Raw genomic sequence first — 11,961 nt, 5'->3', positions numbered from 1 at the left:
GTCCATCCTCTTGTCGCAATCTGGAATGGAATCAGGACATGGCTCTTCGCGAGTTCATCGCACGGCACCGGATCGCTTCGGCCGTTGCCGCGCCCGCCGCGCTGGGAGTGGCGGCGATCGTCGCCGCCTCCTTCGCGCTGACATCGACGCCGCAGACCCGGGATACCCAGCTCACGTCGTCGGTCACCGAATGCCACGACATGGTGACCATCTCGGTCGCCGGGCGCAACGACACCCCGGTCGCCGGGACCACGAAACTGCTGGTCGACGCCAACGGCAACGAGTTGCCCGCCGCGCTGTCGGGTGACCACAGCAGCGAATGGGTCGATCCGGTCGTCAACGCACCCGCGGGCGCGGTCGATCCCGGTTCGTACGCCGCGGTCTACATCGCCTATCCCGCGAACATGGCCACCTACGAGGACGCCGTCACCGCCGGGGTCGCCAACACCGAGAAGGTGATGCGGGAGATCTCGCAGGCGTGCCCCGACACCAAGTTCTCGATCGTCGGCTACAGCGAGGGCGCGGACGTCGTGCGCCGGGTCGCGACGACCATCGGGCACCAGGAGGCCGACAAGGACGGCCGGTACGGCATCGTCGACCCGGACGACGTGATGGGTGTCGTCATCCTCGCCGATCCCGGTCGTTCCGCGGGCGACGGGCCGTTCCCCGGCGCCAAGGACCCGTACAGCAATCCCGACGGGTTCGACAAGGCGTATCAGAACGGCAAGCAGCCCGTCCCCGGCCAGGGCGCGATGCCCGGCACCAGCGGCGATTTCGGCGCGCTGAACGGCAAGGTCGCGTCCTTCTGCTCCGACGGCGACCTGACTTGCTCTGCGCCGCAGAACATTTCACTGCTACAGCTGGCGGTCAACGTCGGCCGCCAGTTGAACGTCGACGCGCTGGAGCGCGACGGGCTCACCCCGGCGACCGGACAGGACGTCGCCGTGGTGCTCGGCCGCATCGCGCTCGCGGCCTTCGCCGACATCCAGTCGCAGCCGAACTGGATGCAGAGCGACGAGACGTTCCTCCAAGTGCTGCTGCGGGTTTCGGACCCGGCCTACAAGCCGGGCCAGGCGCCGAAGGCATCCGCGCCGGCGGACTCGATCTCGACCGGTGAGATGTCGCCGCTGGCCTACCTGCCGCAGAAGGTGCTCAACGAGATCGTCGGCCTGATCGTGACCAACCAGAACACGATTCCCGTCATCCTCAGCGATCCCTACCAGCAGACCCTGGGCCCGAACCACACCGGCCACCACTTCGACTACTGGAAGGACGCCGACCCGGCCAACGGCAAGCCGCTGACCTCCGCCGAGTACGCGGCCGCCTGGCTCACCCACCTGGCGCAGCAGGCCCAGGCGGGCAAGCAGGTCGACCCGACCTCCCAGCCCGGCGAGGCCGACCTCGCCGCCGCGTACAAGGCGGCCACCACCACCGCGGCCCCCACCAGCACCTCCACCCCCACCACCACGAAGGCCACGCCGACCACCACCCCGACCACCACCGGCGCGCCGACGACCACCCAACCTCCCACCACCACAACAACTCCCGTAACCACCACCCCACCGACCACAACTACCGAAACCACGAAGCCCACCACCACCCAGCCGACCACCACAACCACCGGCCCGACCGTGGCGGCGTCGAAGTAACACCACCCGGCACCCGAAGAAAGTGCTGCCCTAGCGAAGTAGCATCACGGACCTGCAAGAGCCCGCGGACAGAGGTAGCCCTGCGCCCATTGGGTAAGCGGCCGGCCACATCCCGCACCACCGCGGAATGTGGCCGGCCCCTTCACGATCAGCCAGAACCCGACCTCTCGACCACCGTTCCCGCGACATGGAACAAGCTGCACAAAGGCCCGGCCTCACTGGAACCCACCCGGCGCTGCTCGCTGTTCGGCGGAGGACACACCGGCTCGTCCGAGGCGATCGGTTCAGGCGCTCAAGCGAATCTCGAGCGAATGCCCGGTCGCCTGCGCGAGACGTTCGAGCATATCGAGCGTCGGCAGCCGACCGCCGCCCTCGAGTGCGGCAATGGTCGGCTGCGTCGTGTGCATCCGACGCGCCAACTCGGCCTGAGTAAGGCCTGCGGCGGTTCGGGCGTCATAGAACAGTTGCGCCATGCGCATCGTCAGACCGGCCTTCGCGTACGCCTCGTCGTACAGAGCCCGCTCGTCACTTGTCATCTTCGCGAGTTCGGCATCTCGCAGCTTCTGATAGTTGGTTGTCTTCACTGCCTCAACCTCTCCTGCGCTGCCGCGCCAGCGCCCGCCGAGCCCGAGCAACCTCACGTGATTCGTTCTGACGCTGCTTCCGAAACGTGGTCAGAGTGATTATGCGTCTCTCGGTATCGAACACATAAGTGATCCGACGATTCACATTTTCACAATAAAACCGCAGCTCCCACAACTTGTCGCCGAGGTACCTGGCGTATGGCATGCGTAATGCGACGCCCCGCTCGGCGAGCAAGTCGAACATCCACTGGGTCTTGACGCGGTCGTCGTCTCCGAGCTTCCTGATACCACAGCAAAACCTCCTCCGACAGCTCGATTTGCCACATGCGAGCACCATATCGTCAACAGTATATATCGCCAACGAGATCGCCTGAAGTTCCAGGTGGATCGGGCCGAGTGCGACCGTGTTTTGCCCCGATCATCGCGTCCGCCGGAACAGGGCACAGCACAGCAGGCGAAGGTCCACTGCGGCAAAGGCTTCAGGCAGTCGGGCCGTCGAGGGACAACGGGGTGGCAACTGCTCGGTATCGGTTTCGGAACATCTGTGGTTCCCCAATCTTGTTGTGAACGCAGCGCAATCGCCGTAGCGTTAATTCGTTGTGCGCGCTGATCCAGGTGTCTATCTGCGACTGGCAGAGGCGGGATTCCGCAGGCAGTGGCACTACCGGCTGGCAATGTTCGCCGGCATGTGCACCAATGTGGTGTTCGGGCTGGTGCGCGCCTCGGTGATGCTCGCGGCCGTGCGAGCAACCGCTGAATTCGGCGGGTACACAGCGGATTCGATCGGCGCGTACGTCTGGCTGTCGCAGGGGTTGCTGGGCGCGCTGGGAGTGATGGGCCCGCCGCTGGACATCGTCGACCGGATCAAGAACGGCGATGTCGCCATCGACTTCCTGCGCCCGGTCGACATCCAATTCTCGTACCTGGCCGGAGATCTCGGCCGGGCCGGCTGCACCCTGCTGCTGCGCGGACTGCCCAGCGTCGTCGCGGGCACCCTCACCTTCGAACTCGGACTGCCGCGCACCGGCCCGCCGTACCTGCTCGGCGTGGTGAGTGTGCTGCTGGCGGTGACCATTTCGTTCCTGCTGCTGTTCGCGGTGAGCCTGGTCGGTTTCTGGCTGGTGGAGACGCGCGGCATCCGGCTGCTCTACCAGATCGTCGCCACGTTCCTGGCGGGGCTGTTCGTGCCGGTGCACCTGTTCCCCGGCTGGCTGTACACCGTCGCCACATTGACGCCGTTTCCCTCGCTGCTGCAGGGGCCGATCGATGTGCTGTCCGGCCGGGCAACCGGCGCGGCGGCAGTGCAGATCCTGGGCGTACAGGTGGTCTGGGTGCTCGTGGGCGTCGCCGTGGGCCGGATGCTGCTGCGAGCGGGCCGGCGCAAACTGGAGGTGCAGGGTGGCTGACCCGGCGGATCGACCGGTGACCGAACCGGCTGTGTTGCACGGCAACTGCTGCACGCCGTACGTGGCGGTGCTGCGCTCGCGGATGCGTTCCCAGCGCGCCTACCCGCTGTCGTTCGGCGCGGACCTGTTGTCCTCGCTGCTGATCGGGATCGTGGAGTTCGCCGAGGTGTGGGTGATCTACCACAACGTGCGCGTGCTCGGCGGGCTCGACCTGCACGCGATGCTGCTGCTGTTCGGATTGTCCAATCTCACCTTCGCCCTCGCCCAGATCGCGGTGGGGCACACCGACACTCTGCCCACCTACATCCGGATGGGGACCCTCGACGCGTTCCACCTGCGCCCGCAACCGCTACTGCTGCAACTGATCACCAGCGACGTCTCCCTGCGGCGGCTGGCCCGCGCGACCGTGGCGGGCGCGGTGTTCGTCACCGGCCTCGTCGTCAACGACATCGCCTGGACCGCAAGGACCTTCACGCTGCTGGGGATGTCGCTGGTCGCCGGTGTGGCGATCTTCGCGGGCCTGTTCGTGTGTGCCGCGGGGTTGCAGTTCTTCCTCATCGACGGCTCGGAGCTGACCAACAGCTTCACCTACGGCGGCTCGTTCGCCTCCCAGCAACCGGCGTCGGTGTTCTCGCGGCCGCTGACGCTGGTGTTCGGCTTCGCGGTGCCGGTGGCCTTCGTCGCCTACCTGCCCACGATCGCGCTGCTCGGCCTGCCCGGCCCGGCGTGGTTGCCCGCGGCACTGGCGTGGGCGAGTCCGGTCGCGGCACTGTGGATCTGGGTTCTCGCACTGATGTGCTGGCGAATGGGTGTACGGCACTACCAGGGAGGCGGTGGATGAACGCGATCGAGATTACGGACTTGACCCGGCAATTCGTGCTGCGGCGCAAGGAGGAAGGACACTGGCGCCGCCGACGCGACGTACTCACCGCGGTCGACCGGATGAGTTTCACCGTCGAAACCGGTACCGCCGTCGGCTATATCGGGGCGAACGGGGCGGGCAAATCCACCACCATCAAGATGCTCACCGGCATCCTGGTGCCGACCGCCGGCACGGTGCGCACCTGCGGCCTGGAGCCGGTGCGCCAGCGCCGCGAACTGGCGGGGCGGATCGGGGTGGTGTTCGGGCAGCGCTCGCAGCTGTGGTGGGATCTGCCGCTGCGCGAGTCGTTCACGATCCTGGCCGCCATCCACCGCCTGGAACCGGACGCCGCCCGCAAGCGCACCCACGAACTGGTCGAGCAGCTGGAGATGGCCGACACCCTCGACATCCCGGTGCGCCAACTCTCACTGGGACAGCGCATGCGGGGGAAATCGCTGCGGCACTGTTACATTCGCCCGAGCTGCTGATTCTCGACGAGCCGACCATCGGCCTGGATGTCCTCTCCAAACAGCGGCTGCGGGAGTTCCTGTCCTACGAACGCGTCCAGCGAGGCACCACGCTGCTGTTGACCACCCACGACATGGGCGATATCGAGCGGTTGTGCGAGCGGGTGCTGGTGGTCGACCACGGCCGGCTGGCCTACGACGGCTCGCTCACGGGGCTGGCCGCCACGGTGGGGGTACGACGGGTGCTCGTGGTCGACCTCGCCGTACCCACCACCGATCTGACCGGGCTGCCGGGCGCTCAGCTGATCTCCAGCGAGGGTGGCGGCATTCGCCAGCGTCTCGCCTTCGACACCGAAACCACCACGGCCGCACAGCTTCTCACCGCGGTCTCGGCGCGCGCCGAGGTCCGCGACCTGTCCATCGAGGAGCCCGATATCGAAGACGTGGTCCGCCGCATCTACGACGCGGATTCGGGCTCGCGCGGTCCCTGGGACTCGGGCTCGCGAGGTCCCTGGTCCAGCCGGAAGGGCGGATACTCGTCCCGCATCAGCGATGTGTAGGCGCGCACCCGGATCGTCCACCGGTTCACGCCCATCACGAACGCGTACAGCCCGCCGGGATAGCTGCCGGTGAACAGCAGACCGATCACCGCGATGACGAGGAGAATTCCCAGCAGCGGCGGAAAGAACATGCCGCCGCCGTCGTCATCGCCCCAATACTGCCCGCCGCCCGTCAGCGCCCACACGATCAGATATTGCGGAATAGCCAGCAACCACCACTTGATCAACACCAGACCGCGCGACAGCCGCTCCGGATAGTCGACCTCGAGATCGGCCGGATAGTCGTCGTTCGAGCGCAGGCTGAACGGCGGATACCGATCGGTGCCCAGCGCCGAGAACGCGTAGAAGCGCACCCGCCAGGACCAGCGCATGACACCCACATTGAAATCGAAAAGCCCACGGGGATAACGGGTTGTGAACAGAATGGCAAAGAATGCGATCACGGTCACCACGGCGTACGCGATGCTCAGGAAGAACAGCACGATGTAGTGCGGTATCGCCAGAATCCATTTGACGATCCATTGCCACCGCGACAGCGCGGGGTCGAGATCGCCTCGCACTCTGATCGGGTTCGGATTCACGGTTTCCGGATTCATGATCACGCTCCTCTCGGGCGTTTCGGCCCTGCGGTCGGGCCGGTTGTGTCGTCAATTGTTTCCCATGCGGACGTAAATTCATGGGACTTTCCACACTGGACGTGTCATAACAGCTCGACGGCCCGGCGTGTCGCATTCGAGCCAGTGTCGTGGCGAACGGCTGTAGCTGTTGCGGAAGCCGCCGGGGTGTGCGACGTTGCTTGTGATTCTCCGCGGCATGCGCCGGAGGTCGGTGTCGAGCGAAAAGCGAGGAGTACAAGTGCAATTCCGCCGCGCTCGATTGTTGCCGTCAGGTAGCAAAAGGCTCACACCGCTGGCCCGCGTGGTCCGCCCCCGCACCATTCGCGGTCAGCTCACGCGAGTCCTGGTGGTGTCGGTGGCGCTGGCGCTCGTGCTGCTCGGCGTGATCGTCGCCCGCGAGGTCGGTTCGTATCGCGATACCGATGCCACCGTCCGCGCGGTCTCGCTGGCCCTGTCGGTACAGGACGCCGTGCACGAACTGCAGCGGGAACGCGGCCTCAGCAACGGTCTGCTGGGCGGTGATCCGGCGCTGCGCGCGACGGTCGACACCCAGCGTGCGGACACCGACCGGGCACTGGCGGCGCTGGACACCACGCTCGCCACCGACGCGCCCGGCGTGGCCCCGGCGCGTGGCGCGTTCGACCAACTCGGCACGCTCGGCGACACCCGGACGCGGATCGACACCGGCCGCCTCGACCGCGCCGCGGCCTTCCAGTTCTATACCGGCGCGATCAGCGCGCTCGGCCGCACCCGCTCCGGACTCGACCATGCCCGCGACGACCGGGTGTGGCGCGGCCTGCAGGCGCTGTACCGGCTCGGCGACGCCAAGGAGTACACGGGCCAGGAGCGCGGCTTCCTCAACGGCGTGTTCGCCGCGGGCGGCTTCGGGCCGGGCGAATACGTGCAGTTCCTCAACATCCGCGCGGGTCAGCAGGCCGCGGTCGAAGCCTTCCGGGAGGACGCGACCCCCGAGCGCCGGGCCGGGTTCGACGCCGCGCTGCGCTCCGCCGACGCCACCCGGGCCGCCGAGTCCGAGGCGGTGGCGCTCGCCTCCGACCGCGGGCCGCTGACCCACCCGGTGGACGCCGCCGACTGGTGGGCGCGGACCACCGCCGTGATCGACGCGCAGCGCGGCGTGCAGGGCGCGATCGGCGCCGACATCGAAAATCGGGCCGATCAGCTGCGCCGCGAGGCCGCGACCACCCTCGGCGTCTACACCGGCGCCGCCGTGCTGGCGCTGCTCGCCCTGGTGCTGCTGGTGGTCGCCAGTGCGCGCGCGATCGTGCGGCCGCTGGCCGCGCTGGCGGCGGAGGCCGACGACGTGGCCTCGCGGCGGCTGCCGGAACTCATCGCGGCCTGGCACACCACCACCGGCGCCGAACCCGATCCGCCGCAACGGGTCCGGACCCCCGCCGCCGCCAGCACCGAGATCGTCTCGGTGGCAGAGGCTTTCGACCGGGTACAGGTCACCGCCTACGAACTCGCCTCGCAGCAGGCGCTGCTGCAGCGCAACACCACCGAGTCGCTGGCGAATCTGGGCCGGCGCAACCAGAACCTGGTCCGCCGCCAGCTGGCGCTGATCAGCGAGTTCGAGCGCGAGGAACTCGATCCCAAGATGCTGGGCAATATGTTCGAACTCGACCATCTCGCGACGCGCATGCGCCGCAATGCCGAGAGCCTGCTGGTGCTCGTCGGCGAGGCGAGCCCGCGGCGCTGGGCGGAACCGATCCCGCTGACCGACGTCATCCGCGCGGCGCTGTCGGAAGTGGACGACTACCGGCGCGTGACCTTGCGCCGCGTCGACGATGTGCCCGTCACCGGCGCGGTGGTCAGCGAGCTGGCGCACATGGTGGCGGAACTGATCGAGAACGGCCTCGCCTTCTCACCACCGGACCTCGAGGTCGAGATCTACGGCCGCCGCATCGGGCAGCAGTACCTGCTCGCCATCGTCGACCACGGCGTCGGCATGCCCGCCGCCCAACTCGCCGAAGCCAACGCCCGGCTCCGCGGCGACGCCGAATTCCTGGTCGCACCCACCCGCTTCCTCGGCCACTATGTCGTCGGCCGCCTGGCCCGCCGCCTCGGCATAGCCGTCGAACTCACCGTCTCCCCGGTCAGCGGCGTGGTGGCCCGCCTCCTGCTCCCCACCACCCTGCTGGCCGACCCCACCACGCCTGCCCCCGATCCCGTCGCTTCTTCCGAACCTGTAGCGGCTATCGGCCGTTCAGGCCTTCCGGAGGGCGTGCCTCCCGCCGCATCCGCAGCGCGATTGCCCGTGGTCAGCCAGCCCACGAACGGGAGCGGGCGTGTCGAGGTGCAGCCCGGAGATACCTCGCAGTGGGCCACCGGGACATCGACCGAGTCCTCGGCATGGCCTCCCGGATCGCCTACGCGGCATAGTGCTTCAGCGGAGGCCATTTCGTCAGGGCCGCAGCCGTTTACGTCCGTGTGGCCCCCGGATTCGGCCGAACAGTCGGATTCGGCAGGGCAGCTCCCGGATTCGACCGTGAGGCAGCCGGGTTCGATCGGGCGGCAGCCGCATACCACCGAACAGCAACCGAATCCCATCGGGCGGCAACCGGATTCGGCGGGACAACAGCCGGGTTCGGGGCTGCAGCCGGGTTCGGTGGGGCGGCACAGTCTTCGGGTCGGCGGGGCGGATGGGGCCGTAACCGGGGCGTATCCGGATCCGTTTCCTACATTGCCGCCCGGGCCGATGAAGGATTCGTTGTTCGCCGCGGCGGTGGAGCGGGGGCGGCACGGCGGGGCGGGTGAACCTCACAGTGGCGGAGACACGCCGGTAGCCGAAGTTCAACGTACGCGAAACGGTCTCGTCAAGCGGGCGCGGAAGACTCGTGATGCGGGGAATCGCCCGGCGGCCCCGCCCCGGCATCCGGTGGCGCCCGCCGCCGATCGCTCCCCCGACCAGGTCCGCAGCATGCTCGCCGGTTTCCGCAGCGGCCATCAGCGCGGCGAAACCGAAGAGCGGCAACGGATTCCGGTACCGACGAACCAGGAGGAACCCAGGTGACCACCCACCTGTCCGACACCGACCCGCACGCCTTCAACTGGCTGCTCACCGACTTCGTCCGCACCACCGACGGCGTGCGCGACGCGGTCGCGGTGTCCTCGGACGGCCTGCTGACGGCGATGTCGGACGACCTCGACCGGACCGACGCGGATCGGCTGGCCGCCATGGTATCCGGCCTGGTCAGCCTGTCGCGCAGCGCCTCGCGCAGCTACGACTTCGACGGCCTGAAACTGATCATGATCGAGATGCGCCGCGGCTTCCTGCTCGTCTCGGCGATCGCCGACGGCAGCTGCGTCGGCGTGATCGCGGACAGCGACGCCGATGTGGGCCTGGTCGGGTACCAGATGGCCGTGCTGGCCGACCGCGCCGGCGCCCTGCTCACTCCGGCCCTCATCACCGAACTGCGGGAATCGCTGCGCAGATGACCGAGTCGCACCGGCTGCCCGACCACCGGATGATCGCTCTGAACCGACCGGATGCGTGGTCGAGTTCCGCTGTGGCACAATCAGACCCGACGACATCACGCTCCACCGAAGAGCCCGTGGTGCGACCGTTCCTGATGACGGGCGGCCGCACCGCTCCGCTGATCGCGGGACTACGCATCGAAGCACTGGTCCACGCCACCACCGCCGCGCTGTCGGCCCCTTTGCGGTTCGAACAGTCCACGGTGGTGCGGCTGTGCCAGCGACCCCACTCGGTCGCGGAAATCGCTGCCGCACTGCGGGTTCCGCTCGGTGTCGCCCGGGTCGTGGTCAGCGACCTGGTCACCGCCGGGCACGTGTCGGTGCACACCGCCGACGAACTGTCCACCGCCGCCATCGAGAGGATCAGGGATCTTGTTCGGGCACTCTGACATCGGCCCCTCCGGCAACCCCGCGCCGGACCCGTCCCCCTCCTCGGTCAAGATCGTGGTCAGCGGCGGCTTCGGGGTCGGCAAGACCACCTTCATCGGCGCCATCTCCGAGATCGAGCCGCTGTCCACCGAGGCCGCGATGACCGAGGTCTCCGTCGGCGTCGACGATCCCGGCCGGCGCGCCGACAAGACGACCACCACGGTGGCAATGGATTTCGGGCGCATCACTCTGGATCGCACGCTGGTGCTGTACCTGTTCGGCACGCCGGGCCAGCAGCGGTTCGAATTCCTCTGGGACGACCTGCTCGACGGCGCGCTGGGCGGGGTGATCCTGGTCGACACCGGCCGGGTCGAGGACTGCTACCCGGTGCTGGACTACTTCGAGCAGCGCGACACCGCATTCGTGGTGGCGGTCAACCGTTTCGACGGCGCCCCGCAGTTCGCACTCGACGAGGTGCGCGAGGCGCTCGACATCGACGAGTCGATCCACCTGGTCGAATGCGATGCCCGCGACCGCGAGTCGGTCAAGCGGGTCCTGGTCGAACTGCTCGAACAGGTGCTGCTGCATCGGTTGTCGCACGCGGTCGCCACGTGACGCCGGGAGTATCCCGGAGCACCTTCGGATTCACCCCGGCAGATTGCCCTGCGACGAATACAGGCTGACCGCGCCCTCGTCGTCGAGGAACGCGTTCACCAGCATGGTGCGAGCGGCCAGCAACTCCTCGCCGTCCGGGGCCTCGGTGGTGATCGAAATCTGCGGAATGGCGGCCCAATTCACGACGTAACGCTCCGGGGGACCCGCGGTGCCCGACACGTGTGCCAGCCGGAACACCGAAACCGTCCGGCGTTCCATGAGATTGCGGACCACCTCGGCGATTCGCTCGGGGTCTTCCAGTGCGAACAGGAAGCCGAAGGTCAGCTCCGGGGAGGACACATAGGCAGACACGAAATAGCAGGCTATCGGACGACGTCCCCCGACGCGGCGTGGATAGCTCCCGTGTCGCTATCGCGACCGCGCGGCCGTCCGCTCGGCGGCAGCGGGTTTCGCCGACGCACCGCCCGGGTACCTGTAGTACCTACCGTGCCGGAAGATCACCGATCTTCGCGATCATGTGACCCCGCCGTAATGGTGTATAACGATTGCCCGCAGCTTCGGTGTTTCGGGCGTCCGACTGTTGCGTGGGTTCTGCCGACGCGCTTTCCTGAATATGTCCCGCATTTCCCGGACACTCTTCTATCGCATCGTCGCGGATTTCCCGGTTTCTTCACCGTGAGCGTTTGTGGTGGGCTGCCGTGTCCGGGCCCGCGGGGCTGCGCCGGAGCCGAGGGGAGCCCCTCCCCGATACCCCCTCGGCCCTGGCGTATCCAGTCGACGCTAGTACGAGGGTGGGAACACCATGTCCACCGAATACGCCGACGGCCGTATCGGATTCGGCGAACTGCCGTCCGCGGCGGCGCTCTTGCGGGCCTTTCGCGCAGACCACGAACAACACGCGCATCCCGTGCTCGACGCGGCCGCGGCGCTGGTGCGATGTCACGAACGGCGGCGCCACGCCCAGCGCGACGCCCGCGCGCCCGGCGTGCCCAGCAGCCGGGTGGCCGCGTGCAGTCAGGTCGTCGACGATGTCGATGTCACTCGGATGCGGCTGATCGCGCGCATCGACACCTGGGTCGGGGACAACATCCCGCACCGGGAGGGCGCCTCGCTGCACACCGAGACCCTCGGCTCGGTCATCGATCGAATGGCGGCGAAATGGGTTGCCGCCCAACATGCTCTGGGCCTGCCGACACCCGATACGCGAATGGGCGTGGACAGCGAGGCGCACCTGCAATGGGTACGCCTCGCCGAGTTGGCCGACGGCTACAAGGATCTGATCACCGACGTCACCGAACACCGCCGCCGCTTGCCGGTCTTCTGACCCGGCAACCGGT

The 11,961-nt window shown here is 67.9% G+C and carries 14 protein-coding genes; 10 read left to right on the top strand and 4 right to left on the bottom strand.

Annotation, left to right across the window (positions count from 1 at the left end):
- Window positions 1-38 precede the first annotated feature (38 nt).
- A complete protein-coding gene (locus ACFMRZ_RS30125) occupies window positions 39-1,649 on the top strand; it encodes a cutinase family protein (RefSeq protein ID WP_400181663.1) in 1,611 nt (536 codons plus the stop codon).
- Between the two features lie 284 nt (window positions 1,650-1,933).
- On the opposite strand, the gene ACFMRZ_RS30120 is transcribed toward ACFMRZ_RS30125, so the two are convergent.
- The gene (locus ACFMRZ_RS30120) at window positions 1,934-2,233 is read right to left on the bottom strand and encodes a helix-turn-helix domain-containing protein (RefSeq protein WP_400181662.1); all 300 of its coding nucleotides are present in this window, start codon (window positions 2,231-2,233) and stop codon (window positions 1,934-1,936) included.
- A gap of 4 nt (window positions 2,234-2,237) precedes the next feature.
- On the bottom strand, window positions 2,238-2,477 hold the full coding sequence (locus tag ACFMRZ_RS30115) for a type II toxin-antitoxin system RelE/ParE family toxin (RefSeq protein ID WP_400181661.1): 240 nt from the start codon (window positions 2,475-2,477) through the stop codon (window positions 2,238-2,240).
- 355 nt (window positions 2,478-2,832) lie between these two features.
- Here ACFMRZ_RS30115 and ACFMRZ_RS30110 point away from each other — a divergent pair, with 355 nt between their 5' ends.
- The 4 genes from ACFMRZ_RS30110 (at window position 2,833) to ACFMRZ_RS30095 (ending at window position 5,528) form a co-directional block, all read left to right on the top strand.
- Window positions 2,833-3,639, top strand: a complete 807-nt coding sequence (locus ACFMRZ_RS30110; RefSeq protein WP_280365190.1) for an ABC-2 family transporter protein — start codon at window positions 2,833-2,835, stop codon at window positions 3,637-3,639.
- A 16-nt stretch (window positions 3,640-3,655) separates the two neighbouring features.
- Window positions 3,656-4,480: an ABC transporter permease gene (locus ACFMRZ_RS30105; protein ID WP_400181660.1), complete on the top strand. Its 825-nt coding sequence runs from the start codon at window positions 3,656-3,658 to the stop codon at window positions 4,478-4,480.
- Window positions 4,477-4,989 (top strand): ATP-binding cassette domain-containing protein, encoded by a 513-nt coding sequence (locus tag ACFMRZ_RS30100; RefSeq protein WP_400181659.1) that lies wholly within the window; start codon window positions 4,477-4,479, stop codon window positions 4,987-4,989. The genes ACFMRZ_RS30105 and ACFMRZ_RS30100 overlap by 4 nt, the downstream gene beginning before the upstream one ends.
- 98 nt (window positions 4,990-5,087) lie before the next feature.
- Window positions 5,088-5,528 carry a hypothetical protein gene (locus tag ACFMRZ_RS30095; protein WP_400181658.1) on the top strand — a complete coding sequence of 147 codons (441 nt, stop codon included), beginning with the start codon at window positions 5,088-5,090 and terminating at the stop codon, window positions 5,526-5,528.
- Here the strand turns inward: ACFMRZ_RS30095 and ACFMRZ_RS30090 are convergent.
- Window positions 5,426-6,124: a DUF4389 domain-containing protein gene (locus ACFMRZ_RS30090; protein ID WP_400181657.1), complete on the bottom strand. Its 699-nt coding sequence runs from the start codon at window positions 6,122-6,124 to the stop codon at window positions 5,426-5,428. The two genes, ACFMRZ_RS30095 and ACFMRZ_RS30090, sit on opposite strands and share 103 nt — an antisense overlap.
- A gap of 259 nt (window positions 6,125-6,383) precedes the next feature.
- On the opposite strand from ACFMRZ_RS30090, the gene ACFMRZ_RS30085 reads away from it, so the two are divergent.
- The 4 genes from ACFMRZ_RS30085 (at window position 6,384) to ACFMRZ_RS30070 (ending at window position 10,624) form a co-directional block, all read left to right on the top strand.
- Window positions 6,384-9,176, top strand: a complete 2,793-nt coding sequence (locus tag ACFMRZ_RS30085; RefSeq protein WP_400181656.1) for a nitrate- and nitrite sensing domain-containing protein — start codon at window positions 6,384-6,386, stop codon at window positions 9,174-9,176.
- Complete coding sequence (locus tag ACFMRZ_RS30080) at window positions 9,173-9,601, top strand: roadblock/LC7 domain-containing protein (protein ID WP_400181655.1); 429 nt, start codon at window positions 9,173-9,175, stop codon at window positions 9,599-9,601. The genes ACFMRZ_RS30085 and ACFMRZ_RS30080 overlap by 4 nt, the downstream gene beginning before the upstream one ends.
- Window positions 9,602-9,717: 116 nt before the next feature.
- On the top strand, window positions 9,718-10,029 hold the full coding sequence (locus ACFMRZ_RS30075) for a DUF742 domain-containing protein (protein ID WP_400181654.1): 312 nt from the start codon (window positions 9,718-9,720) through the stop codon (window positions 10,027-10,029).
- Between the two features lie 55 nt (window positions 10,030-10,084).
- Window positions 10,085-10,624, top strand: a complete 540-nt coding sequence (locus ACFMRZ_RS30070) for a GTP-binding protein (RefSeq protein ID WP_400183006.1) — start codon at window positions 10,085-10,087, stop codon at window positions 10,622-10,624.
- Window positions 10,625-10,654: 30 nt separating this feature from the next.
- Here the strand turns inward: ACFMRZ_RS30070 and ACFMRZ_RS30065 are convergent, their stop codons facing one another.
- Complete coding sequence (locus ACFMRZ_RS30065) at window positions 10,655-10,975, bottom strand: hypothetical protein (protein WP_280276960.1); 321 nt, start codon at window positions 10,973-10,975, stop codon at window positions 10,655-10,657.
- A 451-nt stretch (window positions 10,976-11,426) separates the two neighbouring features.
- Between ACFMRZ_RS30065 and ACFMRZ_RS30060 the strand changes: the two genes are divergently transcribed.
- Entirely contained in the window at window positions 11,427-11,948 is a 522-nt protein-coding gene (locus ACFMRZ_RS30060; protein WP_280276961.1) for a DUF4254 domain-containing protein, read from the top strand.
- Window positions 11,949-11,961: the final 13 nt, after the last annotated feature.

It is taken from the genome of Nocardia sp. N2S4-5 (genome assembly GCF_044628355.1).
Taxonomy (GTDB): Bacteria; Actinomycetota; Actinomycetes; order Mycobacteriales; family Mycobacteriaceae; genus Nocardia; species Nocardia wallacei_B.
The sequence above is the reverse complement of the archived record's forward strand: the minus strand, read 5'-3'. Positions and strand labels throughout refer to the sequence as shown.

Excerpts from the sequence above, each read along its gene's own strand:
- ACFMRZ_RS30090 (WP_400181657.1), bottom strand. The coding sequence starts at position 6,124 with ATGAATCCGGAAACCGTGAATCCGAACCCGATCAGAGTGCGAGGCGAT.
- ACFMRZ_RS30100 (WP_400181659.1), top strand. The coding sequence starts at position 4,477 with ATGAACGCGATCGAGATTACGGACTTGACCCGGCAATTCGTGCTGCGG.
- ACFMRZ_RS30125 (WP_400181663.1), top strand. The coding sequence starts at position 39 with ATGGCTCTTCGCGAGTTCATCGCACGGCACCGGATCGCTTCGGCCGTT.
- ACFMRZ_RS30060 (WP_280276961.1), top strand. The coding sequence starts at position 11,427 with ATGTCCACCGAATACGCCGACGGCCGTATCGGATTCGGCGAACTGCCG.
- ACFMRZ_RS30115 (WP_400181661.1), bottom strand. The coding sequence starts at position 2,477 with ATGTTCGACTTGCTCGCCGAGCGGGGCGTCGCATTACGCATGCCATAC.